At 66.6% G+C, this 26,540-nt stretch carries 26 protein-coding genes; 13 read left to right on the forward strand and 13 right to left on the reverse strand.

From position 1 onward, the window contains the following. Positions 1 to 25: 25 nt before the first annotated feature. The gene (gene rpe / locus ACOXXX_RS04420) at positions 26 to 718 is read left to right on the forward strand and encodes a ribulose-phosphate 3-epimerase (protein WP_422825340.1); all 693 of its coding nucleotides are present in this window, start codon (positions 26 to 28) and stop codon (positions 716 to 718) included. Next, complete coding sequence (gph, locus tag ACOXXX_RS04425) at positions 715 to 1,374, forward strand: phosphoglycolate phosphatase (protein WP_422825341.1); 660 nt, start codon at positions 715 to 717, stop codon at positions 1,372 to 1,374. Before rpe ends, gph begins: the two co-directional genes overlap by 4 nt. A 10-nt stretch (positions 1,375 to 1,384) precedes the next feature. On the opposite strand, the gene ACOXXX_RS04430 is transcribed toward gph, so the two are convergent. From ACOXXX_RS04430 to ACOXXX_RS04445, 4 genes are read right to left on the reverse strand one after another with little or no spacing between them, the layout of a single operon-like run. After that, on the reverse strand, positions 1,385 to 2,275 hold the full coding sequence (locus ACOXXX_RS04430; RefSeq protein ID WP_422825342.1) for a substrate-binding domain-containing protein: 891 nt from the start codon (positions 2,273 to 2,275) through the stop codon (positions 1,385 to 1,387). Beyond that, positions 2,272 to 3,084, reverse strand: a complete 813-nt coding sequence (locus ACOXXX_RS04435; RefSeq protein WP_422825343.1) for a substrate-binding domain-containing protein — start codon at positions 3,082 to 3,084, stop codon at positions 2,272 to 2,274. Before ACOXXX_RS04435 ends, ACOXXX_RS04430 begins: the two co-directional genes overlap by 4 nt. Positions 3,085 to 3,108: 24 nt before the next feature. Further along, positions 3,109 to 3,846 (reverse strand): ATP-binding cassette domain-containing protein, encoded by a 738-nt coding sequence (locus tag ACOXXX_RS04440; RefSeq protein WP_422825344.1) that lies wholly within the window; start codon positions 3,844 to 3,846, stop codon positions 3,109 to 3,111. A 22-nt stretch (positions 3,847 to 3,868) separates the two neighbouring features. After that, positions 3,869 to 4,576, reverse strand: coding sequence for an ABC transporter permease (locus ACOXXX_RS04445; protein WP_422825345.1), 708 nt, complete (start codon positions 4,574 to 4,576; stop codon positions 3,869 to 3,871). Between the two features lie 138 nt (positions 4,577 to 4,714). On the opposite strand from ACOXXX_RS04445, the gene tsaA reads away from it, so the two are divergent. The 10 genes from tsaA to ureG all read left to right on the forward strand — a co-directional run bounded on the left by tsaA (position 4,715) and on the right by ureG (position 11,390). Further along, a complete protein-coding gene (gene tsaA / locus ACOXXX_RS04450) occupies positions 4,715 to 6,184 on the forward strand; it encodes a tRNA (N6-threonylcarbamoyladenosine(37)-N6)-methyltransferase TrmO (RefSeq protein WP_422825346.1) in 1,470 nt (489 codons plus the stop codon). Between the two features lies 1 nt (position 6,185). Then, positions 6,186 to 6,488: an urease subunit gamma gene (locus ACOXXX_RS04455; protein ID WP_422825347.1), complete on the forward strand. Its 303-nt coding sequence runs from the start codon at positions 6,186 to 6,188 to the stop codon at positions 6,486 to 6,488. A 21-nt stretch (positions 6,489 to 6,509) separates the two neighbouring features. Next, complete coding sequence (locus ACOXXX_RS04460) at positions 6,510 to 6,689, forward strand: hypothetical protein (RefSeq protein ID WP_422825348.1); 180 nt, start codon at positions 6,510 to 6,512, stop codon at positions 6,687 to 6,689. Next, the gene (locus ACOXXX_RS04465; protein WP_422825349.1) at positions 6,686 to 6,994 is read left to right on the forward strand and encodes an urease subunit beta; all 309 of its coding nucleotides are present in this window, start codon (positions 6,686 to 6,688) and stop codon (positions 6,992 to 6,994) included. The genes ACOXXX_RS04460 and ACOXXX_RS04465 overlap by 4 nt, the downstream gene beginning before the upstream one ends. 68 nt (positions 6,995 to 7,062) lie before the next feature. Beyond that, entirely contained in the window at positions 7,063 to 7,383 is a 321-nt protein-coding gene (locus ACOXXX_RS04470) for an antifreeze protein (protein ID WP_422825350.1), read from the forward strand. Between the two features lie 11 nt (positions 7,384 to 7,394). Next, positions 7,395 to 9,143: an urease subunit alpha gene (ureC, locus tag ACOXXX_RS04475; RefSeq protein ID WP_422825351.1), complete on the forward strand. Its 1,749-nt coding sequence runs from the start codon at positions 7,395 to 7,397 to the stop codon at positions 9,141 to 9,143. A gap of 249 nt (positions 9,144 to 9,392) precedes the next feature. Further along, complete coding sequence (locus ACOXXX_RS04480) at positions 9,393 to 9,614, forward strand: DUF1127 domain-containing protein (RefSeq protein ID WP_422825352.1); 222 nt, start codon at positions 9,393 to 9,395, stop codon at positions 9,612 to 9,614. Between the two features lie 19 nt (positions 9,615 to 9,633). Further along, positions 9,634 to 10,122 (forward strand): urease accessory protein UreE, encoded by a 489-nt coding sequence (gene ureE, locus ACOXXX_RS04485; RefSeq protein WP_422825353.1) that lies wholly within the window; start codon positions 9,634 to 9,636, stop codon positions 10,120 to 10,122. After that, positions 10,115 to 10,744 carry an urease accessory protein UreF gene (locus ACOXXX_RS04490; protein WP_422825354.1) on the forward strand — a complete coding sequence of 210 codons (630 nt, stop codon included), beginning with the start codon at positions 10,115 to 10,117 and terminating at the stop codon, positions 10,742 to 10,744. Before ureE ends, ACOXXX_RS04490 begins: the two co-directional genes overlap by 8 nt. 10 nt (positions 10,745 to 10,754) lie before the next feature. Continuing rightward, positions 10,755 to 11,390, forward strand: coding sequence for an urease accessory protein UreG (gene ureG / locus ACOXXX_RS04495; RefSeq protein ID WP_422825355.1), 636 nt, complete (start codon positions 10,755 to 10,757; stop codon positions 11,388 to 11,390). A gap of 274 nt (positions 11,391 to 11,664) precedes the next feature. Here ureG and ACOXXX_RS04500 read toward each other — a convergent pair whose 3' ends face one another. From ACOXXX_RS04500 to ectA, 7 genes are all read right to left on the reverse strand, one after another. After that, a complete protein-coding gene (locus ACOXXX_RS04500) occupies positions 11,665 to 12,402 on the reverse strand; it encodes a maleate cis-trans isomerase family protein (protein WP_422825356.1) in 738 nt (245 codons plus the stop codon). After that, positions 12,399 to 13,541: a M24 family metallopeptidase gene (locus ACOXXX_RS04505; protein WP_422825357.1), complete on the reverse strand. Its 1,143-nt coding sequence runs from the start codon at positions 13,539 to 13,541 to the stop codon at positions 12,399 to 12,401. Before ACOXXX_RS04505 ends, ACOXXX_RS04500 begins: the two co-directional genes overlap by 4 nt. Next, positions 13,538 to 14,596, reverse strand: a complete 1,059-nt coding sequence (locus ACOXXX_RS04510; RefSeq protein ID WP_422825358.1) for a pyridoxal-phosphate dependent enzyme — start codon at positions 14,594 to 14,596, stop codon at positions 13,538 to 13,540. Before ACOXXX_RS04510 ends, ACOXXX_RS04505 begins: the two co-directional genes overlap by 4 nt. Positions 14,597 to 14,768: 172 nt before the next feature. Next, the gene (locus ACOXXX_RS04515; RefSeq protein ID WP_422825359.1) at positions 14,769 to 16,145 is read right to left on the reverse strand and encodes an aspartate kinase; all 1,377 of its coding nucleotides are present in this window, start codon (positions 16,143 to 16,145) and stop codon (positions 14,769 to 14,771) included. Between the two features lie 59 nt (positions 16,146 to 16,204). Beyond that, positions 16,205 to 16,597: an ectoine synthase gene (locus ACOXXX_RS04520; RefSeq protein ID WP_422825360.1), complete on the reverse strand. Its 393-nt coding sequence runs from the start codon at positions 16,595 to 16,597 to the stop codon at positions 16,205 to 16,207. A 6-nt stretch (positions 16,598 to 16,603) separates the two neighbouring features. Continuing rightward, positions 16,604 to 17,902 (reverse strand): diaminobutyrate--2-oxoglutarate transaminase, encoded by a 1,299-nt coding sequence (ectB, locus tag ACOXXX_RS04525; protein WP_422825361.1) that lies wholly within the window; start codon positions 17,900 to 17,902, stop codon positions 16,604 to 16,606. 43 nt (positions 17,903 to 17,945) lie between these two features. Continuing rightward, on the reverse strand, positions 17,946 to 18,476 hold the full coding sequence (ectA, locus tag ACOXXX_RS04530) for a diaminobutyrate acetyltransferase (protein WP_422825362.1): 531 nt from the start codon (positions 18,474 to 18,476) through the stop codon (positions 17,946 to 17,948). A 290-nt stretch (positions 18,477 to 18,766) separates the two neighbouring features. On the opposite strand from ectA, the gene ACOXXX_RS04535 reads away from it, so the two are divergent. Continuing rightward, positions 18,767 to 19,249 (forward strand): MarR family winged helix-turn-helix transcriptional regulator, encoded by a 483-nt coding sequence (locus ACOXXX_RS04535; protein ID WP_422825363.1) that lies wholly within the window; start codon positions 18,767 to 18,769, stop codon positions 19,247 to 19,249. 3 nt (positions 19,250 to 19,252) lie between these two features. Here ACOXXX_RS04535 and ACOXXX_RS04540 read toward each other — a convergent pair whose 3' ends face one another. Together ACOXXX_RS04540 and ACOXXX_RS04545 are read right to left on the reverse strand one after the other, a co-directional pair. After that, complete coding sequence (locus tag ACOXXX_RS04540; protein WP_422825364.1) at positions 19,253 to 24,613, reverse strand: translocation/assembly module TamB domain-containing protein; 5,361 nt, start codon at positions 24,611 to 24,613, stop codon at positions 19,253 to 19,255. Further along, entirely contained in the window at positions 24,610 to 26,418 is a 1,809-nt protein-coding gene (locus ACOXXX_RS04545) for an autotransporter assembly complex protein TamA (RefSeq protein ID WP_422825365.1), read from the reverse strand. Before ACOXXX_RS04545 ends, ACOXXX_RS04540 begins: the two co-directional genes overlap by 4 nt. Positions 26,419 to 26,540: the final 122 nt, after the last annotated feature.

The raw sequence follows: 26,540 nt of genomic DNA on the forward strand, positions 1-26,540 counted from the left end.
AGCCCTTTCAACGCAGGACAGCGCCATGACCATTGACCGCAGCATCAAGATCGCCCCCTCCATCCTTTCCGCCGATTTCGCCAATTTCGGCCAGGAAATTCAGGCGATCGAGGCGCAGGGCGCCGACTGGGTGCATGTGGACGTGATGGACGGGCATTTCGTGCCGAACCTGACCTTTGGCCCGGCGCTGTGCGCCGCGATCCGCCCGCATATCAAGACCGTGATGGACGTGCACCTGATGATCGCGCCGGTGGATCCCTACATCGACGCCTATGCCCAGGCGGGCGCCGACATTCTGACCGCGCATCTTGAGGCAGGGCCGCACACCCACCGCACGCTGCAGGCGATCCGGGCGGCGGGGTGCAAGGCGGGGCTCGCGCTCAACCCCGGCACGCCGGTCGAGGCGGCTGTTCCGTTGCTCGACCTGTGCGATCTGGTCTGCGTGATGACCGTGAACCCCGGTTTCGGCGGGCAATCCTTCATCCAGAGCCAGGTCGAACAGGTGCGCCGCCTGCGCGCGCTGATCGGCGACCGGCCGGTGCATATCGAAATCGACGGCGGCGTCGATCCCAAGACGGCCCAGGCGGTGATCGACGCGGGCGCCGATGTGCTGGTCGCCGGATCGGCGGTGTTCCGGGGCGGGTCGGTCGACAATCCGTCGGTCTACGGCGACAACATGCGCGCCATCCGCGACGCCTGCACCGTGGTCTGGGCGTGACCCCCACGGGCGGCGCCGTCGTCTTTGACCTCGACGGTACGCTGATCGACAGCGCCCCCGACATCCGCGTCGTCGCCAACCGGCTGCTGGCCGAACGTGGCCTGGCGGAGTTGTCTCTGGCAGAGACCAAGCGTTTCATCGGCAGCGGAACGTCTGTCTTCATTGCCCGCCTGCGCGCCGCCCGGGATCTGCCCGAGGCCGAGCAGGACCCGCTGCACGCGGCCTTTGTCGGCGCTTACGACACGGCGGTCGATCTGACGGTGATCTATCCCGGCGTCGTGCCCGCGCTTCGGGCTTTGGCGGGGCAGGGATATGCGCTTGGCATCTGCACCAACAAGCCGCTGCGCCCGGCGCAGTCGGTGCTGCGGCATCTGGGTCTGGATCGCCATTTCAGCGCGGTTCTGGGCGGCGACAGCCTGCCGCAGCGCAAGCCCGACCCGGCGCCTTTGCAGGCCTGCTTTGAAAAGCTCGGCGCTGAGGGGCCGCGCATCTATGTGGGCGACAGCGAGGTCGATGCCGACACCGCGCAGGCTGCGGGCGTGCCGTTCCTGCTTTATACCCTCGGCTATCGCAAGACCGAGGTGGGGCAGATCACCTGCGCGGCCGCGTTCGACGATTTTGCCGATCTGCCGGGCTTGGTGGCGGCCTTGGCCTAAGCCCCCGCGCTCAGGCGTTCCAGCGCACCTGACCCAGGTCCGACAGGTCATAGCCCGCAAGCGTCGCGGCGTGGCTGGCAAAGCTGTCGCTTTGGACGAACTCCTGGAACCGCTGCAGCGGCGGATCGAACCAGGCCTTGCGGTCCACCAGCAGGTCAAAGCGTTCGGTCACCAGCGGCACGAAGGCCAGACCATAGGGGACCGCCAGCGCCGCGAGGCCAAAGGCGACATCCGCCGCCCCGGTCTGCACCGCCAGCACCGCATCGGTTTCGCTGCGCGCGGGTTCGGTGAGGGTCAGCGCCGCCTCGGTCAGGCCCGACTCTGCGCAGAGATGGGCGAAGAGCGCGTGCGAGCCGGATTCGCGCTGGCGCGGCACGCATCGGCGTCCGGGCAGATCGCCGATCCCCCGGATCGCCGCGGCATCCCCGGGGCGCAGGATCAGTCCGCGCTGGCGGGTGGCAAAGCCCAGCAGCACCACATTCTGCCCGGCCAGCCGGTCCTTTGCCGCGGCGATGTTCCAGCTGTCGCTGTCGGCGTCGTGGATGTGCAGGCCGGTGGCCATCGCCTCGCCCGCGGCAAACCGGTCCAACCCGTCGAAAGATCCGTCGAAATAGGACGGGATCCCGCAGCGCGATTGCCGCAGCGCCCAGTCCAGCAGAGGGTCGTGGCTGCCGGCAAAGATCGCCGCGCGCGCGGTTTGCGCTCCCGTGCCGGGGCTGGCCGCGGCGGCGATCCAGGCGCGCACCTCGTTCTCGGGGAAAAGCAGTTTGCCCGTGACCTTGGAACAGGGCACCGCGCCGCTGGCCGCCAGATCGTAGACCTTTCGCTCCTTGATCCGCAGCAAGGCGGCCAATTCCGGCACGGTCAGAAATTCGGGCGTCTCGCGCGCGGTGCCGGTCATTTCGCGGCGTTGGGAAAGAACAGCTGCTGACCGTCTAGCGTGTAGGCGGCAATCGCCTGCTGGCCGGTGTCGGACAGCAGCCAGTCGACAAAGGCCTGGCCCGCCTCGGCCTGCACGCTGGGGCAGCGTTCGGGGTTCACGAGGATCACGCCGTACTGGTTGAACAGATCCTCGTCCCCTTCGACCGCGACGCGGAAATCGGCCTTGTTGCCAAAGCTGATCCAGGTCGCACGGTCGGTCAGGGTATAGGCCTGCATCCCCACGGCGGCGTTCAGCGTGGCGCCCATGCCCGACCCGGTTTCGCGGTACCAGCCGCCCGAGGCGTCGCTGACGTCGATCCCGGCCGCCGACCAGAGCGCGCGTTCCTTCTTGTGCGTGCCGCTGTCGTCTCCGCGCGAGGCAAAGAGCGCGCCGGCCTCGGCAATCCTGCTCAGCGCGGCCTCGGCATCCGACATCCCCGCGATCTGCGCCGGGTCGTCTGCGGGCCCCACGATGACGAAGTCGTTGTACATGAGGTCCTGCCTTGCAACGCCGTACCCTTCGGCCACAAACGCCTCTTCCGCTGCCTTGGCATGTACGAGCAGCACGTCCGCGTCACAGTTCTGCGCATTGCGGATCGCCTGGCCGGTGCCCACGGCCACAACGTTTACCGTGACGCCGCTTGCGTCGGTAAAGTCGGGCAGGATCGCATCGTAAAGGCCCGAATTCGCGGTCGAGGTGGTGGATTGCACCAGAATGGCGCGGTCCTGGGCCAGGGCCGGTGTCAGACTGCAAAGGGAAAGGCAAAGGGCAAGGGCGGCAGATCGCATGGCGGATCCTTCTGCTGGGGGGGGTCATGTTTGATCGGACAGCAGCTTGCCCGACAGGTAGTCGCGCGCGGGCTGGCTGGCGGGGGCGTTGAAAAAGGCACCGGCACCGCGATGTTCGGTCAGCCGGCCGCGGTGCAGAAAGGCGATGTCGTCGGCCAGCCTGCGGGCCTGGGCGATATCATGGGTCACAAGCACGATCTTGGTGCCGCGCGCCACTTCTGAGCGCAGAATATCCTCGATCATCTGCGCCGACGCGGGATCGAGGCTCGCGGTGGGTTCATCCAGAAACAGCAGGTCCGGCGCTGATGCCAGCGCGCGTGCCAGCGCCAGCCGCTGCTGTTCGCCGCCCGACAACCGCCGTGCGGGCTGGCCGCCACGCTCTGCAAGGCCGACACGGGCCAGCAGGGTGTCGCGCAGCGCGTTGTCCTTGCGGCCCCTCGCGCGCAGCACGAAATCAACGTTGCGCGCCACCGACCGACGCAGCAGCACGGGTTTCTGGAACACCATGGCCTGACGGTCGCGCGCGGCCCCGTCCAGGGGCGCACCCTGCCACAGCACGTGGCCCAAGGTGGGCGCGGCCAGCCCGTGCAGCAGCCGCAGCAGCACACTCTTGCCCGCGCCGTTGGGCCCCATGACCACGGTGATGCCGCGCGCGGGCAGGGACAGCGTCACGTCGTGCAAAAGCCGCTGGCCGTCGGTGTCAAAGCACAGATCGCGACAGGCCAGCGGGCCGGGGCGCAGCGGGCTGATGGGCGTGGCCAAGGCGGGGCCGGGAAGCGCGCGTTCAAGCATAGGCCTGCCGCAGCGCGGACATCCGCAGCCCTTGCACCAGCGCATTGACGCCAAGCGCGATCACCATCAGCACCAGACCAAGCGCCAGAGCCAGCCCCAGATCCCCCTTCGAGGTTTCCAGCGCGATGGCCGTCGTCATCACCCGGGTTAGATGGTCAATGTTGCCGCCAACGATGATCACCGCGCCGACCTCGGCCACCGCGCGGCCGAAACCGGCCAGCGCCACGGTCAGCAGGGCATAGCGCGCATCCCAGATCAGCGCCTCGATCATGTGCCAGCGGCCCAGATTGAAGGATCGGAACTGGTCGGCATATTCGTCGTGCAGATCCTCGAGCACCTGCCGTGACAGCGCGGCGACGATGGGCGTGATCAGGATCGTCTGGGCGATGATCATTGCGGTGGGGGTATAAAGCAGCCCCAGAAATCCCAGCGGCCCGGCGCGCGAGAGGTAGAGGTAGACCAGCAGCCCCACGACCACCGGCGGCAGACCCATCAGGGCGTTGAGCAGAACCAGAACGGCTCCGCGCCCGGGAAAACGGCTGATCGCCAGCAGGGCGCCGAGCGGCAGGCCGATCAGGCAGGCCGCCAGCAGCGCGGTCAGGCTGACCCGCAGCGACAGGCCGACAATCTCGATCAGGTCACTGTCCGCAGACAGGACCAGATCAAGCGCCAGCCAGACAGCCTCTGTAATACTTTGCAAAATTTCCCGCCATTGCAAAATTTCCCGATGATCCGAGTTTGCCGGAAGAATCTGCAGTCCGCAAGCGGTTTGCATGGCTGGCAGCGGCGGCAGAATGCGGTAGGATTCGCCAACTCCTTCGGCAAAGGCACCGCAGCCATGACCCACGACCCCGCCACCCTGCGCGACGGCGAACAGCGCATCGACCTGTCGCCGCCCGCCGATGCCACGCTGCGCTTCATCGGGCATATCGAAACGCCCTTTACTTCGCGCGATCTATGCCCCCGGCAGGGGCGGGCCGACGGGCCGATCTGCACGCTGCATCTGGCCCCCGACTGGACGCCCGCGCTGGCGGGGCTGGAGGCGTTTGAGAGCATCGAGGTGCTCTATTGGCTGCACGAATCGCGCCGTGACCTGGTGCTGCAAAGTCCCAAGTCAGACGGGCAGACGCGTGGCACGTTTTCCCTGCGGTCCCCGGTGCGGCCCAACCCCATCGGCACCTCGATGGTCCGGCTTCTGGGCATCGACGGGCCACGCGTGCATGTGCGCGGCCTCGACTGTCTGAACGGAACGCCGCTTCTTGATATCAAGCCCAACCGCTGCGATTTCGCGCCCGAGGCCCCGCAGAAGGCGGCGGATGCGCAATGGTTCAAGTCTGCCCTAAAATTGGGCGAATGGGGTGATGCGGGGCGATTTCTGCGCGCGAATTGTGCATCCGAATGGCTGTGCGCCGGGCAAGGGCGCTGCCGTCTTGTCTGCCGCGACCGGCGTGGTTCAACCGTTGTGACCGTCTGCAAGGAGCCTGCCATTCCCTTTGATCGCACCCCCGACACGTCTGCCCTGAACCGCGCCCGTGGGCGCGGGCTGGTGCGGGCGGCCCTGCGCGACGGGCGCACGGTGCTGCGCGATCTGGCGCAATCCGGTTCGGGCAAGCTGCTGTTTCCGCGCAGCCGGTCGGCGCGGCTGGAGGCGGTCTGGCTCAACACCGCGGGCGGGATCACCGGCGGCGACCGTTTTGACCTTTCGGCGCAGGCCGAGACCGGTGCCGCGCTCACGCTCACCACGCAGGCGGCAGAGCGGGTGTATCGCGCCAGCCCCGGCGCGCCGGGCCGCGTGTTCACCGACCTGACGGCGGGACCGGGCGCGCGCATCGACTGGCTGCCGCAGGAAACCATCCTGTTCGAGGCCGCGGCACTGGACCGTCGCCTGCGCATCGACATGGCGGCGGATGCCCGCGTGCTGGCCTGCGAGGCGCTGCTGTTCGGGCGCGCGGCCATGGGAGAGGCGGTGCACACCCTGTTTCTGCGCGACCATGTCGATCTGCGGATCGACGGGCACCTGCGCTTTGCCGACCGGCTGCGGCTGGATGGGGATGCCGCAGCACATCTGGCACGGACAGCATCGGGCGCGCGGGCAATGGCCAGCGTGATCCTGGCCGCACCCGAGGCGGCCCGCCACCTTGAGGCCCTGCGTGCCCTGCTGCCTGCGACGGCGGGGGTCAGCGCGCCTGACCCCGACGTTCTTTTCCTGCGGCTGCTGGCCCCCGACGGGTTCGAGCTGCGCCGCCATCTGATCCCGGTCCTGCGCCATCTGTCCGGCGCCGACCTTCCCCGACCCTGGATGCTTTGACATGCAACTGACCCCCCGCGAGAAAGACAAACTGATGGTCGCCATGGCCGCCGAGGTCGCCCGCCGCCGGCTGGCGCGGGGCGTCAAGCTGAACCACCCCGAAGCCATCGCGCTGATCACCGACGCGGTGGTCGAGGGCGCGCGCGACGGGCGGTCGGTGTCCGAGATGATGCGGGCAGGCGCGCAGGTCATCACCCGCGACCAGTGCATGCCCGGCGTGCCCGAGATGATCCACGAAGTGCAGGTCGAGGCGACGTTTCCCGACGGCACCAAGCTTGTCACCGTTCACAACCCGATCCGCTGAGGCCTTAAAGGAGACTGCCCCATGTTCCGCACCGCCATTCCCGCCCTCCTGCTGCTTTCTGGCCCGGTGGCCGCGCATCCCGGCGCGCATCTGCACCCGCATGACAGCGGCAGCTGGCTGGCCGTGGGTCTGGGCCTTGCCCTGATCGCCAGCGCCGCCGGCCTGGCGCTGCTGCGCGCCCCGTCAAAGGCGCGCAAATGATCCCCGGAGAGCTTTTCCCGGCCGAGGGCGACATCACGCTCAATGCCGACCGCACGCCGATCACGCTGATGGTCGCAAATACCGGTGACCGGCCGGTGCAGGTGGGCTCGCACTACCATTTCGCCGAAGCCAACCCGGCGCTCGACTTCGACCGAAGTGCGGCCCGTGGCCACAGGCTCGACATCGCGGCGGGCACCGCTGTCCGGTTCGAGCCGGGCCAGCGGCGCGAGGTGGCGCTGATCCCGGTGTCGGGCGCGCGCAAGATCTACGGCTTCAACCAGAGCGTGATGGGGGCGCTCGACTGACATGAGGCTCAATGACCCCGGTGACTTTGACACATTCCGCGGACCGTTCCGCTTTTGATTGGTGCAACATGAAAAAGACCACATATGCCACGCCGTTCGACCTTTTGGGCGCATCGCTTCAGATGGGATACCTTGCTGCGGAAACGCAGTCGGTCATGGCGATGCGCCTTTGGGGCATGGCCGGCCTCTGGAACGTGACGACGTCCGAAAACAACCGGATGGTGGATGAAAAGACCCCGGCGCTGACCCAGTCGGCGATGAATGCGATGTTCGCGGCGATGCGCGGCGAACGGCCCGACCAGATCGTCGTGTCGGCGATCAAGCCCTTGCGCGCAAGGACCCGCAGCAATTCCCGCCGACTGGCCAAGCGCGGATTGAAACTGAAGTAAGGAGGCGCGTCATGCCCGCTGTCATTTCCCGTGCCGATTATGCCGCGATGTTCGGCCCCACAACGGGCGACAGGCTGCGGCTGGCAGATACCGACCTGATCATCGAAGTCGAGCGTGACCTGACCGCCGAACGGGTGGGGCAGGCCGCGGGCGGCAACGCGCCCGTCTACGGCGAAGAGGTGAAGTTCGGCGGCGGCAAGGTGATCCGCGACGGCATGGGCCAGTCGCAGGCCACCCGCGCCGACGGGGCGGTGGACACGGTGATCACGAACGCGCTGATCGTCGACGCGAGCGGCATCTACAAGGCCGATGTCGGCCTGCGCGACGGGCGCATCCACAAGATCGGCAAGGCCGGCAACCCCGACACGCAACCGGGCGTCGACATCATCGTCGGCCCGGGAACCGAGGCCATCGCGGGCGAGGGGCGGATCCTGACAGCGGGCGGGTTCGACAGCCATATCCACTTCATCTGCCCGCAGCAGATCGAGGATGCGCTGCATTCGGGTCTGACCACGATGCTGGGCGGCGGCACTGGCCCCGCGCATGGCACGCTGGCCACAACCTGCACGCCGGGGCCCTGGCATATCGGGCGAATGCTGCAGGCGGCGGATGCCTTTCCGATGAACCTGGCCTTTGCGGGCAAGGGCAACGCGGCGCAGCCCGCGGCGCTGGTCGAACAGATCCTGGGCGGGGCCTGCGCGCTCAAGCTGCACGAGGATTGGGGCACCACCCCCGGCGCGATCGACTGCTGTCTGGGCGTGGCCGATGACTACGACGTGCAGGTGATGATCCACACCGACACGCTGAACGAAAGCGGCTTTGTCGAGAATACCGTGAAGGCCATGAAGGGCCGCACGATCCACGCCTTTCACACCGAGGGCGCGGGCGGCGGTCACGCGCCGGACATCATCAAGATCTGCGGCGAAGAACATGTGCTGCCGTCGTCGACCAACCCGACGCGGCCCTACACGGTCAACACGCTGGAAGAGCATCTCGATATGCTCATGGTCTGTCACCACCTTGACAAATCCATCCCCGAGGACGTGGCCTTTGCCGAAAGCCGCATCCGCAAGGAGACCATCGCCGCCGAGGATATCCTGCACGACATGGGCGCGTTTTCGATCATCGCGTCCGACAGTCAGGCCATGGGCCGGGTGGGCGAGGTCATCATCCGCACCTGGCAGACCGCCGACAAGATGAAGAAACAGCGCGGCAAACTGCCCGAGGAGACAGGCGACAACGACAACATGCGCGTGCGCCGATATATCGCCAAGTACACCATCAACCCTGCCATCGCCCATGGCATCAGTCACGAGATCGGCAGCATCGCCGAAGGCAAGCGTGCCGATCTGGTGCTGTGGTCGCCTGCCTTCTTCGGCGTCAAGCCCGAGATGGTGCTGATGGGCGGCACCATCGTCTGCGCGCAGATGGGCGACCCCAACGCCTCGATCCCGACGCCGCAGCCGGTCTATACCCGGCCCATGTTCGGCGCCTACGGCCGGTCGGTCGAACACTCGGCCGTGACCTTCGTGTCCGAGGCGGCGCTGTCGGCAGATATCCGTGGCACGCTGGGCCTCGCGAAAGAGACGCTGGCGGTGCAGGGCACACGCGGCATCGGCAAGTCCGATCTGGTGCTGAACACCGCCACGCCCAGGATGGAGGTCAATCCCGAAACTTACGAGGTGCGCGCCGACGGCGAGCTGCTGACCTGCGAACCGGCGCACGAACTTCCGATGGCGCAACGGTATTTCCTGTTTTGAGGCGACGGACGAAAGCAATACGAACGGTGAGCAAGGTGATCACGCATATCGATAGTGCCGGAGCACTCCGCCAGGCTGCCGTGCAGCCTTTGCGCCCTGGGTCAAAACCGGGAATGACCAGCGAAACACCGCCTGCAGCCATGCGGTTGCTGCATTGCGGCATTGACCAGCTAGGGGTGTTGGGCCGTTCACAAACTGCCTATTTCATGTGCAAGCGAAGCAACGGAGCAATCAAAAGGACAGCTTCAAATGGCACATGCCGCATCCCATCACGACGTCTACCCCAAGGCGGGCGTCTTTACCCGACTGACCGCCTGGTTTCACGACACCATCGAACACATGGCCGAAAATCACCCGCGTCTGCGCCGTGTGCGCGCGCTGGAAGCCATGAGCGACGCGCAACTCGATGCGCTGCGGATCAAGCGCAGCGAGATCGTGGATCACGTTTTCCGCGACTGCTACTACCGCTGATCCCGGTCCGGGGGCGCGCATGAGCGCCCCCGACCACATCGCGCGCGGCTATCATGGCCATGCGCACAAGGAACCGCTGGGCCGGGCCGTGCTGGACTACGAGGCACGGTTCCTGCGCCGCAAGGTTCTGACGCTGGAAGACGGCCAGACCGTTCTGGCCGATCTCGCGCAGACCACATCGCTCGACCACGGCGGGGTTCTGATCACCGAAACCGGCGAGGAAATCGCCATCGCTGCGGCACCCGAGCCACTGCTCGAGGTGCGCGGCGACGCGCTGCCCCGGATCGCCTGGCACATCGGCAACCGCCACACCCCCTGCCAGATCGAAGACGACCGGCTGCTCATCCAGCGCGATCACGTGATCGCCGACATGCTGGCGCGCATCGGCGCGCAGGTGACGGAAGTGATTGAGCCCTTCACCCCCGAAGGCGGGGCTTACGGCCACGGGCGCACCCATGGCCACGACCATTCGCATGCCCATGGTCCGGACACCCATACCCATGACTGATCCGCATCTGACCCTGCATCAGCTCTTTTCTCCGGCCTTTCCGGTCGGGGCCTTCGCCTATTCGCACGGGCTGGAAACGGCGGTGCAGGCGGGCGAGGTCACGACGCCCGCCGCCTTGCAGGATTGGCTGGCCGTGGTGCTGGAGCATGGGGCGGGCTGGACCGACGCGGTGCTGATTTCACAGGCTGTGACTGGGGATGCCGAAGACCTCTCGGCGCTGGCCCTCGCGCTGTCGCCTTCATCCGAACGGCGGCAGGAAACCCTGCTGCAGGGCGCGGCCTTTGCCCGGACGGTGGCGGATGTCTGGCGGGTGGACCTTCCGGAATACGCCTATCCGGTGGCCGCGGGGCGTGCGGTGGCGCTGCTGGACCTGCCGGTCGGTGCGGCCATCCGCATCTACCTGCAGTCCTTTGCCGCGAACCTTGCCAGCGCGGGCGTCCGGCTCATCCCGCTGGGCCAGACCGACGGCCAGCGCATCGTTCAGGCGCTGGCGCCGCTCAGCCAGTCGCTCGCGGCCCGTGCCATGACCGCCGATCTGGACGACATCGGCGGCTTTGCCCCGCTGGTGGATATCGCCAGCATGCGCCACGAGATCTTGTATTCCCGGCTTTTCCGATCCTGAGGAGGCACTGATGACATCCCCGAACGGACCCTTGCGCGTGGGCCTGGGCGGCCCGGTGGGCGCAGGCAAGACGACCCTCACCGCAGAGCTGTGCCGCGCCCTGCGCGACCGCGTATCGATGGCGGTGGTGACCAACGACATCTACACGCAAGAGGATGCAGAGGCGCTGATGCGCCTGCAGGTGCTGCCGCTGGAGCGCATTCGCGGGGTCGAGACGGGGGGTTGTCCGCACACGGCGATCCGCGAGGATGCGTCGATCAACCTGGCCGCCATCGCAGAGCTGAACGCGGCCATCCCCGACCTGGACCTGATCCTGATCGAATCGGGCGGCGACAACCTGTCGGCCACCTTCAGCCCGGAACTGGCGGATGTGACGATCTATGTGATCGACGTGGCGGCGGGCGAGGAAATTCCGCGCAAGGGCGGCCCGGCGATCACCCGGTCGGACATCCTGGTGATCTACAAGACCGACCTTGCCCCGCATGTGGGCGCATCACTCGAGGTGATGGAGCGGGACGCGACCCGGATGCGGGCCGGTCGGCCCTTCGTCTTTGCGGCCCTGCGTCATGGCGAAGGAGTGGATCGGATCGTCGAGTTGCTGGCGGGGATCGGCGGGCTGGCACTGGAACGCCCGGCTGCAGAGTAAAGCGTGATGTGATCGGCTTGAGACGGCCTTGAACGGACCATACGCAACCGAATGAGGAGCCGCGCCATTGCAGCCGCGTGGGGGCGCGACTGCGATGGCGCGGCGGCCTTCGGCCTCGATTCCGCGCCGGATGCCTGACTCGTACGTCCGCTTCTGGCTGCTCGCGCGCGTTCAATCTGTCTGGATCCCGCTCCAGCGCGCGTGCCGCGCGCTGCGAGAGGCCGGCCTCTCGCGCTCTCCGAGGTTATTTGAAACCGAAGAAGGGGGCGGGCGGTCAGTGCCTGAGCAGTCGACCGAAGCCCTCGAGCGGCTCGGTCACGCCCGCCAGTCGCAGCATGTGCCAGCCGATCACCTGGTTGCTGGACAGCACTGGCAGCCCCAGCCGCGCCTCGAGCGGGGCGATGAGATCGAGCGTGCGCAGGTTGGTGCAGGAGAGGAAGATCCCGTCGACGCCGCCCTTGGCGGCCAGTTTCACCACCGCCGCGATGATCGACGCGGGCGCGATGCGCACGACGCGCTGTTCCTCGGCCTCGTTGAAGCTGCCGAAGACGGGGGTGGCGACGCCGTTGTGTTCCAGCACCCTGCGCAGATGTGCCGACACCTCGGCCACATAGGGCGACAGGATCGCCAGCCGGTTGATCCCAAGCGCGGCGGTGGCGGCAATGAGCGCGGTGACCGGATCGGTCACGTTTTGCGTAGGGGTGGTGGAGCGGATGAGATCGGCCACCTTGTCGCGGCCGATCACCGCCGCGCCGGAGGTGCAGCCATAGCCTACGGCGGCATAGGGGTGCATCTGCGGCAGGAGCGATGCGGCGGCGGGCAGATCGTGGGCCATGCGCGCCAGCGTTTCCTGGCTGACTTCGGTGGCGCTGGGGACCCGGCTGACCAGCAGGTTGATTCCGGGGGGGACTAGCTGGCGCAGGTCACGCTCCAGGCTTTCGTCGGCCTGCAGCACCACCAGGCCCAATCGCATTTCGTCAAGCGTGACAAGGTCGTAGGTGAAATCCGTCATGTCAGCACCGTCATTTCGGGGCCCGCGGGGGGCGACAGCCAGTGCGCGCCGTCCTCGCGGATCACGATGTTTTCCTCGTGGACCAGCAGCTTGCCGGGCGATACCTCAATCCCCGGTTCCAGCGTCAGCACCATGCCGGGGGCCAGAACCGTGTGATCGGTGGGGATCAGCGACGGCCATTCGGTGAGCTGCATGCCCAGCCCGTGCCCCAGCCGACCCGCCCCAGCCACGTCGCCGCCCGGATTGACGATGCAGTTCATTGCGGAAAAGAGCTCGGCGGCGGTGGCTCCGGGCTTCGCCGCCTCGAACCCGACGCGGGTCGCGTCGATCAGCCGGGCATGGGCCTCGCGCACCGGGGGTGCCGGCGGGCCGACGGAATAATTGCGGTCGAAGTCGCAGAAATATCCGGCGTGCACCAGGCCGGTGTCGAGCATCAGCACATCGCCCGGTGCCAGCGGCGCCTCTGTCGCGGGCGAGATCACATCCGCATAGCCGCCCGGATCCGACGCGCCGGCCAGGTAGGGCACCCAGTCGGCGCCTTCTTCGAGGCAGAGCACCTGGAACCGGCGGAAGACCTGCGCCAGCGGCACACCGGGCTGCGCCACCTCGGGCACGCGGGCAAAGGCGCGCCCGGCGATGTCGCAGGCGGCGGCGATGCGCGCGATCTCGGCCTCGGATTTGACCATGCGCAGCTGCCGCAGGATGCCGTGGTCGCTGACCAGCCGCTGCGGGGCCAGCAGTCGGGTCAGCCGGTGATAGTCGGCCAGCGGCATGCGCAGATGGCTTTCGGGGCCGAAGGGCAGGCCGATATCGCCCTGCGCCACCTCTTGCAGAGTTTGGGCCAGAAGGGTGACGCCGTCGTCGTCGAGGTCCGGGGAAATCCAGGTGCGGATGTCGCTGATCCAGGTGGTTAGCATCAGCGCCGCACCGATCTCCGGGATGACGGCAATCGGGTCGCCGCTGGCCGGGACGATGACGAACCAGGGCCGTGTCGGGCTTTCCCAGAACCGGGTCAGGAAGCCGGTGAAATACCGCACCTCGGGTTCGGTGGTCAGCAGCAGCGCCGCCAGGTCGTGCTGCGCCATCAGCGCCTGAGCGCGGCGGGTTCGGGCGGCACATTCGGCGGCGGGCAGGGTCATGGCTCTTCCGTGACGAAGGTCAGGACGCGCGCGCCGTCGTCCAGCCCCAGGGCTTCGCGGTCCTGCGCGGTGGTGCAGATGAGCGCGGCGAGGCTGGCACCACCCGACGGGGTGGTGGCCATACCAAGGTCGGCCAGCGGCGGCAGGTGATCCTCGACCGCGCGGTCGGTCAGGGTGAAGACGTGATCGGCGTCGCGCGCAAGCCCACGCAGCGCGATCAGCGACGCCTCCTTGCAGTCAAGCCGCCCCATGCTGGACACCGGGCCGCGCGCGAGCGTCGGTTGCCCTTGCGAGAGGGAGTCCGCGATGCAGGCGGCGGCGGTGGGTTCCACCACGACGATGCAGGGCGCGTCCCCCCAGGCCGCGCGGGCGGCGGCGGCCACGGCGGCGGCCAGCCCGCCGACCCCGGCCTGCACGAAGATATGCGTGGGCGGCTGCGCCATCGCCTCCGTCACCTCGGCCATGAGCGCGAGGTAGCCCTGCATGAGCACGCGAGGGCTGTCGGTATAGCCGGGCCAGGAGCTGTCAGACAGCAGGGTCCAGCCGTTTTCGTCTGCGGCCATGGCGGCGGCGTCCATGCTCGCCTCGTAGGTCTGGCCTGCGCGCACGACCTCGGCCCCCTTCGCCTCGAGCCGTTGGGCAAAGCTGTCGGGCACGGTGTCCGACAGGTACACGACCGCCCGCGCGCCAAAGACCCGCGCGCCCGCCGCGACCGAAAGGCCGTGGTTGCCGGCCGAGGCGGTGACGTATGTGCGGCCTTCGAGCGCGCCTTGCGGGGCGTCCGGGTTGGCGGCGGCGGCGTCAGCCGCGATCACATAGGCCGCGCCAAGCGCCTTGAAGGAGCCGAGCCCCATGCGGGCGCGTTCGTCCTTTGCCCAGACCTCGGCCACGCCGACCTCTTGTGCGATGGCGGGCAGGGCGGTCAGCGGCGTGGCCCCGGCGGCGGGGCAGCGCGCCAGCAGCGCCTGAACCGGGGCGGCGTCGTCGAAGGGCAGGGGGATGTCGGGCAGGTCCAGCCCATCCTGGCTGCGGTAGGGATTGGGGATCAGGGGCATGGCAAGCCTTTGTGCTGCGTTTCCCCGATAGGACGCGGGCCGGCGGAGCCTGTCAAACGTTTATCCCTGCCGGGAACGAGCGCGGCGCCTGATGCCAACCGGTTGGGCATGAAAAAAACCTGCCGCGGGGCCCCGCGGCAGGTTTCATTAATTGGTCCGGTCTGGCGACGGATCAGGCGGCCAGCTTGCCATTATCGGCCACGCCGAAGAACGTGTCGTGCAGGACCTTGACCGAGCGGTCAAGCCCGTCGCGGGACACCACAAACTGTGCATCGACCGTGCGGGTGGTCTGGTGTGCGCTGATCACGTCCACATCGGCCTCGCGCAACGCGCCAAGACCGCGTTCCAGCACGTGCAGACCGCGCAGATCGCGTCCGATCACCGACACGATGGCGGCGGCGGTCACGGTGATTTCCGCGCCCGGATAGGCTTCGGCCAGATCGGCCTCGACCAGCTTCACGGTGCTGAGCGGCGCCTCGACATAATGTGTGATCGTGTTGGCGTTCGACGCCTTCGACACGATGCGACAGCCCCGGCGGGTCAGCCGTTCGAGCGTTTTCGCGTCATAACCTTTGACGCCGACCATGTCCTGCTCAAAAAGCTCCAGCGCGTAGATTTCCAGCCCGGTGACGATCTCGGCCACGCCCTGTTCGGCTTCGGCCTCGTCGATCAGCGTGCCGGGGTCGTGCGCCTCGAACGCGTTGGTCACGCGCAGTGGCACGGCCTGACGGCGCAGGGCCTTCGCGGCGGTCGGATGGATCGCCTCCATCCCCATGTTGCTAAGCTGATCGGCCACGTCATAGTTGGTGTGGCCCAGCTTACGCACGTTTTCCGGCCCGACCAACTTGGGATCGGCGGAGCTGAGGTGAAACTCCTTGTGGATGATCGCCTCGCGCGCCTGGCTCAGGGCGGCGATCTGGCTGAACGTCACCTCCGAATAGCCCCGGTCGAAGCGGTTCATCAGACCTTCAGCGCATTGCGCATAGCCAGTCACGATCGGCATTTCGCTGTCGAGGTCGATACCGGTCAGCCCGTCCTCGATCCGCTCTTCCAGCGACATTTCGCGCTCGTCCCGCCAACCGGACAGGTCGACAAAGCGGGCGTTGATGCCGTTGCGGCGCAGCAGCAGGGTGGTGACGTAGGCGGAATGCGCCTCGCCCAGACCCGAGAGCAATTCGCGGGTAATGGCCATATGCGCGGACAGCCGGAAATGCCCGTAGGAACACAGCCGGTGCAGGTCGATCAGGCAAGACCGCGCGCCTTCGATCCGGTCGCGGACGAAATCGTTGGCATCCGACCGGTCGCCCGCGTGATCCAGCACCGCCTCGTGCGCCTCGCGCATGGCGGCCTGCACGCGGCTGAGCGAGGTCAGCCAGCCGTGTTCTTCGGTCTCGTTGGCGAAATGCGCATAAACACCCGGCTCACCGGTTTTCTTGTGTTCCAGCAACAGGTTGGTGATGCCGCCAAAGGCAGACACCACGAAAATGCGCCCGTATTCCGGGTCATCGGCATGGAACAGCGGCTTCAGCAGCTCGCCCAGGCGGGACATGGATGTCCCGCCGATCTTTTCGACCGTGTGATTGCTAAAGTTCAAAGTCATAAGTCCTCTCAGGCCGCCTCATCGGGCGCGGCGTAAGATCCGTCTTCGCGGTGCACTTCGGTGCCGGTCACCGGCGGGTTGAAGCAGCAGGCCATCACCAGCTCTTCTTCGGCGCGCAGGATATGCTTGTCGTGCAGGTTCAGCGCGTACATCACGCCGGGCGTGATCTCGTGCGTCTCACCGGTGCCAAGGTCGGTGATCGACCCCTTGCCGGACATGCAGTAGACCGATTCAAAGTGGTTCTTGTAGTGGAACGTGTGTTCCGATCCGGCCTTGAGCGTCGTGATATGGAACGAAAAGCCCATCTTGTCGTCGGCCAGCAGCATCCGAACGGATGTCCACTGTGCGTCGGACACGGCGCGGTCGGTATCTTGCAGTTTGTTGAAATCGCGTACGATCATGATGAGTTACTCCGCTGCGAGTTGCGTTGTTCCAACGGCGTCCTGCGTGGCCTCAAGCAGGATGGCGAGACCTTTGCGGAACGTGTCCGTCGGGGTGGTGAGGGGGGCGAGCACCTTGACGACTTCGTCATGGGCACCCGAGGTTTCGATGATCAGGCCTTTTTCAAAGCAGCGCGCGCAGATGTCGCCCGCCAGGTCGCCCGACCCGACATCGACACCCTGCATCATGCCGCGACCCTTTAGCTTGGCCCCCGGCACGGCGTCGGCGACGGCTTGCAGACCGGCGGTCAGCATCACGGCCTTTTCCTGCACCTGCTGCTGAAAATCCTCGGTTTTCCAGAACTTCTCCAGCGCCACACGACCGGTGACGAAGGCGTGGGTGTTGCCACGGAAGGTGCCGTTGTGCTCGGCCGGTTTCCAGATGTCGTGTTCGGGTTTGATCAGCAGCGCCGCTAAAGGCAGCCCGAACCCGGAAAGCGATTTCGCCTGGGTGATCATGTCGGGGTCGAGGTCCATGCCCTCGAAGCCGAAGTAAGTGCCCGACCGGCCGCAGCCGGATTGGATGTCGTCCACGATGATCAGCGCGCCGATTTCCTTGGCGAGTTTGCCAACGCCTTCGATCCATTCCTGCGACGCGGCGTTCAGGCCGCCCTCGCCCTGAATGGGCTCGAAGATGAATGCGGCGGGCTTGTCGACGCCCGACGACGGGTTGTTCACCATCATGCGGATCTGTTCGAGCGTGTCGACACCCTCACCGAAGGCACCGTCGTAGGGCAGGTGGGTCACACCGCAGAGGCCGCCGCAGGAATTGCCCGCACCGGCTCGCTTGCCCGCGTTGCCGGTCAACGCCAAGGCACCCATGGTCATGCCGTGAAAGCCGTTGGTGAAGGACACCACGTTGCGGCGACCGGTGACCTTGCGCGCCAGCTTGATCGCAGCCTCGACGGCGTTGGTGCCGGTCGGGCCGGTCATCATGACCTTGTGGTCCATACCACGCGGCTTGAGGATGATGTCTTCGTAGGCGCGCAGGAACGCGGCCTTCTGTTCGGTATACATGTCGAGACCATGCGCGATGCCGTCGGCACTGATGTGATCGACAAGCGCCTGCTTCATGTCCGGGTCGTTGTGCCCGTAGTTGAGCGACGAACAGCCCGCCAGAAAGTCGATATAGGTCTTGCCGACGGTGTCGGTCATGTGGCTGCCGCTGGCCGAGGCAAAAACGGTGTCGAAGCTGCGGCAATAGCTGCGCGCTTCGGATTCGCGGCGGTCAAATACGGATTTATCGGCTGAATGATCAGTCGTCATAGCGGTTTCCTTTGATTTTGGGAAAGGCGCGCGATGGGGCCGCTCAGGCGGCCCGCGTCATCGCGCTACGAAAGGTGATAGTGACCATGTGTTCGGTCGCGTGTTCACCCTGAAAGTGCGTATCACGGGTAAAGTGCGCTTCGGAGTTCAGATCCGCGCCACTGCCCTTGGCAAACTTACGGAAGAGCGCCCAGGATGCATCATTGTCGAGGGTGATGGTAGTTTGCATACGCTTGGCACCCTGCACATCGTCGCGCAGCATGAGTGCGTCAAGCATGCGTGTTCCAAGGCCAATGCCGCGCGCCTTGGGCGACACGGCCACCTGCCAGACAAACACCGTGTCGGCATCGGTCGGCATCAGATAAGCCGACACCCAGCCCACGATGTCCCCGTCCATTTCGGCAACCACACAGGTGTCGCGGAAATGGTCGGATTGCAGCAGGTTGGCGTACATCGAGTTTTCGTCAAGCGGCTTGCATGCCCGGATCAGTTCCCAGATCTCGGCCCCGTCTTCACGGACGGGCTTGCGGAACGTGACGGTTCCCTTCGGTTTTACGCTTTGCAGTCTCTGCACGGTTCATTAGCCCCTGGCTGTTTACTTTGAAATGCTAACTAGTCGACTTCGAGATATATTTCAACATTCAAAGTAATAATCTTCCCCGGATCGATTGGTTCCCTTCGTTTCTGTCATTTTTACGCAAAAAATTCCACCCTGACACTGTCAGAGACGAAAAATTTGAATAATCTGGCTAAGCACCCTATGTTTGCCGGATGTTAGATCAAGCAAGAACACAAGTGGTCGCAGGCAGTTGCGCGATTGCGCGGCAACCGGATAGTCTGTCTCCGGATGATATCGGGGATGCCGTGGACCGCACTGACCTGAGCCTTATCGCGCTGCGGCGCATCCTTCGCGCGACCGAACTTTACGGCCGGTCGCTGGCGCACGAGGCCGGTTTGACGGCCGTTCAACTGCGCGTGTTGCAAATCGTAGCCGAAACGGGCGACTGCCATCCGTCTGACATCGCGACGCGAATGGGCGTGAGCCAGGCGACGATTTCGGTGCTGATCAAGAAGCTCGAAGGCTTCGGTCTGCTTGAGCGCAGCAAGAGCGAGACGGACCGCCGCCAGACCGACCTGCGCATCACCCAGGCCGGGCAGGCCAAGGTGCAGACCGCTCCCGACGCGCTGCAGCAACGGTATGTTGCGCAGTTCGAGGCGCTGCCGGATTGGGAGCAGGCGATGATCGTCGCGGTGCTGGAACGGGTGTCGGGCATGCTCGACGCCACCGACCTTGACGTAGCGCCGGTCTTGGACAGCGGCGACATCCTGCGGCCCGATCAGCGATAACGCTCAGTAATCCTTTTCAAAGAACACGCCGAGGCTGGTGTTCCCGTCGCTTCCGACGCTGCCCCGCGCGGTGATGTTCGGGGTCACATCCAGGTTCAGGTTGATCTCGGTGCTGCCGCCGGAATCCACCGTCACGTCCGTATACAGGTTCTCGCCGATATATTTGCCGAAGCGCAGTTCGGTGGTGCCGTCGGCGGCTGTCTGCACGTCGAAATCGTCCAGACCGAAGCCCATGCGCAACCGGTCGACAATGCCCGTGCCGCCCCGGCCCACCAGCGTGTTGACCGCCGACGCGATGCGCACGGCCTGAAAGGCCGAAATCTCGGTCACGTCGCGCCCGAACAGGAGCAGCGCCAGCACCTCTTCCTCGGGGCGGTCAGGGCTCGAGGTTATATCGACCTCGGGGTCCGACACCGGCCCCTGGATGAGGATAAAGATGTTGGTGTCGGCCCGTTCGGTTTCGGCGCGCACGTCGATCACCGGCACGAAACTGCCCTCAAGCTGGATCGCCGCCTGCGTCAGGTCCAGCCGCTGGCCCAGAATGTCCAGACGCCCGCGTATCAGGTCGAACCGTCCCTGCGGAATCATGTTCGTGGTGGTGCCGCGCAGCCGTAGCTGCCCGCCCAGTTCCGCATCAAGGCCGCGACCGCGCACAAAGATGCGCGCCGGTGCGTTGATCAGCACATCCAGCGGATAGGACACCTGCGGCCCGCTGCTGGCGCTTTCCGACGCGATCAGCCCGGCGCGTTCGCGGGTCCGGCGCACGTCGACGGGTTCGTTGACGTGGCGCAGTTCAAAGTCGATCCCGGTCGAGCCCAGCCCGGTGTCGGGAATGCGCACCTCGGTGTTGAGGACGTTGATCGTGCCGGTGATCCGTGCGTTCTGGGCCAGCGCGCCCTGCATCGCCAGCTGGCCCTCAAGTTCGGTTTCGACAAGGCCGGGATCGGAATACTGCACCTCGCGTAGTTCGATCGCCAGATCGCCGTTGAAAGGTGGCTCAAGCGTCACCGGCCCGGTCACGCGGACCGATCCGCCGGTCGATACATCCGTCAGCACGTCGAGCTGCGCGCGCCCGCCCGACAGGCCCACGTCGGCGCGAATATTAAGCAGATCGAAGCGCAGGTTTGGCAGGATCACCTGGCCGTCGGTGCTGCTGATCGTGCCCGACAGCGACTCGAGCGCGGGCGGGCCGTTGAGGCGCAGGTTGAACCCCGCCGTGCCCGACAGGATGCGCGGCGCGGTAAAGGTGTTGGCCAGCGCCAGCGGCGCGTTGCCGTTGATCGCAAGGTTCGCGCGGCTGGCATCCGGCGCGACGGTGCCCGCGACAGTGGCTCGGGTGCCGCCCGGGCCGGTCAGGTCCGCGTCGATCCGGTAATCCCCGCCTGCCGAGGACGCCGTCCCCCGTGCCGTGGCCGGGCCGTCAAAGCCGGGTGCGAAAAGGCCAAGATTGTTGAGCCGCAGATCGTAGTTCAGGTTACCGGCGCCTTGCGGGTTCAGCCGTCCGCTGGCCGAGGCGACGACCTGCGGGTTCGACAGCTCGAAAACCTCGATCACGATGGTCTGGTCAGGGGTGCGGCGGGCGTCCACGGCCAGCGTGGTGGTGCCGACGGCCAGCTGATCGACCTGTGCGATGCCGCTGCGCAGGTTCGTGGCTGTCCCGTCAAGCTTGGCATCAAAGGTGGCGTTGTCGGGGTTGAAACTGCCCGACCCGGTCAGATCGAACGCCCCGCCAAGCTGCCGCCCGGCGACGCCGGAAAAGGCGCCAAGGTTGCTTGCGCGTACCGTGCCCTGGCCCGAGATCGGGCCAAGTGCGCCGTCGGCATAGGCAAACTGCCCCGATCCATCCAGCGACAGCCCGCCTGGGCCGGAACCGGTCACGTCAAAGGCGAAATCGTCCCCGGTCTGATCGACGCTGCCGGACACCCGCGCGCCGCCCGCACCTGACATTTGGGGCAGGACATCGGCCAGGTTTTCCAGCACCACGTCGAACCGTGCGGCACTGCTTTGATCGCGCAGGATGCCCTCGCCGGTGGCGGTGATCCGGGGGCCGTCGATGCGCAGGTTGCGCACCAGCAGCCCGTCCGCGTCCTGGCCTGCATCCACGGCAAAGGTGGTCTGGCCCTCCAGCAGGTTGTCGGCCTGCGCGATCCCGGTCTTGAGGTCGCGGGTGCTGCCGGTGACATCGGCTTCGAAATACATGGTGTCGGGATCGTAAGAGCCGTTGCCGGTCACCGAAAACGCGCCGCCCAGGTCGCGCCCGGCCAGTTCGGCATAAGGCGCGAGGGTATCGGCGCTGACCGTGCCCTCGCCGCTGACGGGGCCCAGAGTGCCTTGCGCGATGCTGTTCAGATCGTCGTAGCTGTAGGTGACATTCGCCATCGCATCGAGCATCAGGCGGCCCGGCCCGGTGCCTTCGGCATCGATGGTCCACTGATCGCCCGACTGCGAGGCCGTCCCTTCAAGCGACACCGGCCCCGACAGCGACGGCAGAGCGTCGCCCGCGTCCTGCAGTGTGAGGTCGAACCGCGCGCGGCTGTTGTCGTCCAGCAAGGCACCACCGGCGGCCAGGCTGATCCGCGGCGCGGTCAGGTTCAGGGTGCGCAGGGTGATGCCCGTGGCATCGCGCGTCGCGTCGAGCGCAAAGGTCGCATCGCCCTGCATCAGCCCGTCGACCTGCGGGACATCGGCGCGCAGATCGGTCGAGGTGCCCGTGACATCGGCGGCAAAGCTCTGGTCGGCGGGATCGAACCGCCCGCTGCCCTGCAGGCTGATCGCGCCGCCCAGATCCCGGCCGGCAATATCGGAATAGGGGGCGAGGCTGCCCGCGCTGACCGTGCCTTCGCCGCGGATCGGGCCAAGCGTGCCTGCCGCGATGCTGTTGAGATCCGTGTAGGTGTAGGTGACGCGCGCCAGCGCATCCAGGGCCAGTTCGCCCGGTCCGGTGCCTTCGGCGTCGATCTCCCATTCGTCGGCGGCCTGAGTGATCGTGCCCTCCAGGTCGAGGGGCCCGGAGAGCGACGGCAGGACATCGGCGGTATCCACCAGCGACACGTCGAACCGCGCGCGGCTGTTGGCATCGCGCAGGATGCCGTCGGCCTCGATCGACACGCGCGTTCCGGACAGATCCAGCGTGCGCAGGGTGATCCCGGTCGCGTCGCGCGTGGCGTCCAGCGTCAGGGTCGTGCGCCCCTGAAGCAGGTTGTCCACCTGCGGGATATCGGCGCGCAGATTGGTGGTGGTGCCGGTGACATCGGCGTCAAAGCTTTGATCCGCCGGATCATAGCGGCCGGTGCCGCGCAGGTTGAGCGAGCCGCCCAGATCGCGCCGCGCCAGTTCGGAATAAAGCGACAGGTCGTCGGCGTTCAGCGTGCCGTTGCCGCTGATCTGGCCCAGCACCCCCTCGACCAGCGCCAGCGACGCGGTGCCGTCGAAGACCACCCCGCCCGGGGCGGTGGCGCGGGCGTCGAACGCCCAGGAGTCGCCTGTCTGGCGGGCGGTGCCGGTCACTTGGGTCTGGCCCTGCAATTCGGGGCGCACCAGCGATGTGTCGGGGATGGTCACGTCGAACCGCGCCTGGCTGCCGGCACTCGCCAGCGTGCCATTGGCGGTGATGCTGGCGCCGGGCGCCTGCAGGTCGAATTCGCGCAGCTGGATGCCGTCGGCGCCACGATCCGCGTCGATGGACAGCGTGCTGGTGCCGTCAAGCAGCGGATCAAGCTCGGCCACGCCGGTTACGATGTCGGTGGCGGTGCCAGACACGGTGCCATCGAACGCGCCGTCGAGCGGAATGACCGATCCGATGATCCGCAGGTCCACGTCACCGCCCAGTTCGCGCCCCGCAAGGCCGGAAAAGCGCGAAATGTCGTCGGCGGTGATCTGCAGATCGGCGATGATATCGGGGCTGGGGTCGTCTTCCAGACCGCCCACCGACATCGTGCCATCAAGGCGGAAGCTGTCGCCGCTCAGTTGCACCTGCGGCAGGTTGAGCGGCCGCCCTTCGGTCCAGTTGAAGGTGATCAGCCCGGTGATCTCGCGCCCCAGCGCCTCGGCCAGACCCGCGTCGGTCGGCACCAGATCGGTGGCGGTGATGTCGAACCGGCCCTCCGCCGCGCCGACGGTGCTGCCGGTGCCGCGGGTCAGCGTGCCGCTGCCGTCGATCCGTGCCTGATCCATGCTGATGTCGGCGCGCTGCAGATCGTCGACGGCGATACGCGCGGTCCAGCTGTCGCCGGTGGCGGCATCGTATTGCACGTCAAGGTCCACACCCTGCACGCGTGTGTCGGCGCCGGGCAGCGCCAGCAGCACCGGGGTACCGTCCGGCCCGGCGATGCGGCCGGTGAGGTCAAAAGCTTCGGGCCATTTGTCGGGCCCCAGCGCCAGTTGCCCGCTCAGCGTCAGCGCCTCGGCGCTCAGTTCCAGCGTGTCGAGCCGCAGGCGGCCGTCGTCCAGCTGTCGGCCGACGACGTCCAGCACCAGCTCGGGGCCGAAAAAGGCGCGGTGTTCGGGCTGTAGAAGCGGCCGGATATCACCGTCAAGATCGGCCGAGAAACCGGTGCCGGGACCTTCGCCCTGCGGCAGGGCGGCCAGGGTCACGTTGCCGGTCAGACGGTCGGTGCCGTCGGTGGCCACGGTGATGTCTGCGGCAAAGTCGTCCAGCGGGCCGTCGCCCTGGATGGTCACGACCATGGCCGGGCTGTTGGGCAGGCCCAGCAGCGTCGCGGCGATGCCACCCGGCGATTCATCGAGTGTAAGATCCAGAGACAGGTTGCGGGTTTCATTGGAAAAACTGCCCGTCAACGACAGCTCGTCCGAAGCCGCGTCCAACCGCTCGACATTCAGCGTCGCAGTGCCTTCGCCGCCCGCAAGCTCTGCGCTGCCGGTCACGGAAAGCTCTGCCGCGACACCCATGACCGCCTCGCCCAGCTCGACCCGGTCGATGGCCAGTTCGCCCAGTCGGATCGACACCGGCAGTTCCGGCAGGCTGAAGGGCGTGGCCTCGGGTTCGGGCAGGTCCTCGGTCGTGGTCGCGGCAGAGGGCAGGCGGGGCAGGATGATTTCTTCGGCGCTGAAGCGGTTGACCTCGACCCGGCCGCGCAGAAGGGCTGCGCGCGACCAGTCAAGTTCGATCCCGCGGACGGTGATCCAGACGCCCGCGTCGTCGGCGATGGTCAGTTCCTCGATCGTGGCGACGCTGCTGAGTGCCCCGGCAAAGCCCACGATGCGGACATCGCGCCCCGCGCCCGACAGGTTGTCCTCAAGCAGGCCCTGAAGATAGCCGCGATCCTCGTCTTCGCTTTGCGCGAGGCCAGCCTGCGGCAGCACAAGGGCCAGCAGCAGGGCGCACAGAATTGCCAGATGTCTCAAAACGCTTGCCCGATCCCGATGTAGATTTGCACGCCGTCGCCGGTTTCACCGCCGACCGGTCCCGCCACGTCAAAGCGGATGGGGCCGATGCCGGTGTTGTAGCGCAGGCCCAGCCCGGCGCCGGAGTGCCATTCGCCGGTGCCGTCGTAAAAGCTTTCCGCGCCGATATAGCCGGTGTCGGCAAAGGCCACGATGCCCAGCGTGTCGGTGATCGCGCGGCGGAATTCGGCGGAAAAGCCCACAAAACTGCGCCCGCCGGTGCTGTCGCCGCCGCCCAGGTCGATGTCGAGCGATTTGTAGGGCTGCCCGCGCACGGTGCCGCCCCCGCCCGAGGTGAAGAGGTATTCTGGATAGGTCTCTGCCAGGTCCGATCCCATGATCGACCCCAGCTGGAACCGCCCGGCCAGCACGTTTTCACCGGTCTGGCCCAGGTCAAGATAGCCGCGCAGGTCGGCGTAGAGCCGTGCGCCGCTTTGGCTGCCGTCGAGACCCGCGTAGGGCGTCAGCCGGGCCTGGGCATAGTAGCCCGAGGTCGGGTTCAGCTCGTTGTTGCGGCGGTCGTAGGTGGCGGTGACCGGAAACTGCAGCAGGGTGAACTCGCGGTCGCCCAAGTCATCCTCTGTCTCCGAGTAGAGAAATGAAATCGACGCCTCGACGGTCAGGTATTCGTTGAACCGCCGGGTCGCGCCGATGCCCAGCTCGATCTTCTGCGACAGGTACGTCGGTTCGTCCTCGTAGGAAATCGTGCCGAAGACAAAACCCAGCGTTTCGGGGCCGTAGATCGCCGGCACCTCGAGCCGCGCGCCCAGCGAATAGTCCATGCCGTTGTCGCCGGAACTGCCGATGTTCGACACCTCGCCGTCGATGCGCAGGCGTTCGGCCCCGCCCAGGAAATTCCGGTGCAGCCAGAAGGACGAGACCGACAACCCCTCGAGCGACGAGATCTCGGCGCCAAAGCCGAAGCGTCGGGGCTTCTGATCAACAAGGTTGGCGTTGATGTCCATGGTGTTGTTGGGGCCCGTCACCTCGCCTTCCTGCAGGTTGACCGACGCGAAGGTCCCGGTGCGGCGCAGGCGCTGCGCGGCGGTTTCGAGCGTTGCGGGCGAAAACACCTCGCCCTCGGGCAGGCCCGCGATGCGCCGGATCGATCCGTGCTTGACCGCCGTGTCCGAGGTGATCTTGAGCTTGCCGAACTGCACGCGCGGTCCCGGCGCCACGCGAATGTCCACATCGAGCTTTCGGTCGATGTGGCGCGCGGTAACGCTCGTGTCGGTCGTGCGGGCCTTGGCGAATCCCTGATCGCGCCAGCCCGTGACGGCGGCATCGACCGCTTCGCCCACCACGCCGCTGCGGGCGCGCTCTCCGGTTCGGAACCCTTCGGGCAGGGCGGTTTCGGGGGCCAGCGGTTCGACCACCGCCTGCCCGAACTTGAACCGCGGGCCCGGGTCGACCACCACGGTGACATCGGAGATCTGCTGCGGCAGTTGCAGCAGCGAAATCTCGGACGCCTGGCGCCCGTCGATGAATACGTCGACCGTGCCGCCGTAATAGCCGTTGGCATAAAGCGTTTCGGTCATCCGCCCGTATTCGGCCAGTGCGGCGGCAAAGACCTCGTTCGGGGTGGTCTGATCCTCGGCCTGCGCCGCCTTGACGGTCGATGCGGCCTTCAGCAGTTCGCGCAGTTCCTCGGATCGTTCGGTGACACGGATTTCAACCGACTCGAGTGCCGCGGCGGGAAGGGCGGGCAGACCCGCCCCCATGGAAAGAACCGCGACCGTGCTGGCGGCCCTGAAACGCGAACCCATACTGCTGACTGTCCCCATTGGATTATATCCCTTTTGGAAACACTATCGCCAAGCCGGCCGCGCTGCCACATGGATTCAATCACAATCCGGAGCGTAGCGGCAATTTGCCAAGCCGGGCCGCC

The sequence above is a fragment of the Thalassococcus sp. BH17M4-6 genome, from assembly GCF_049323015.1.
In the GTDB taxonomy this organism is placed as follows: Bacteria; Pseudomonadota; Alphaproteobacteria; order Rhodobacterales; family Rhodobacteraceae; genus Puniceibacterium.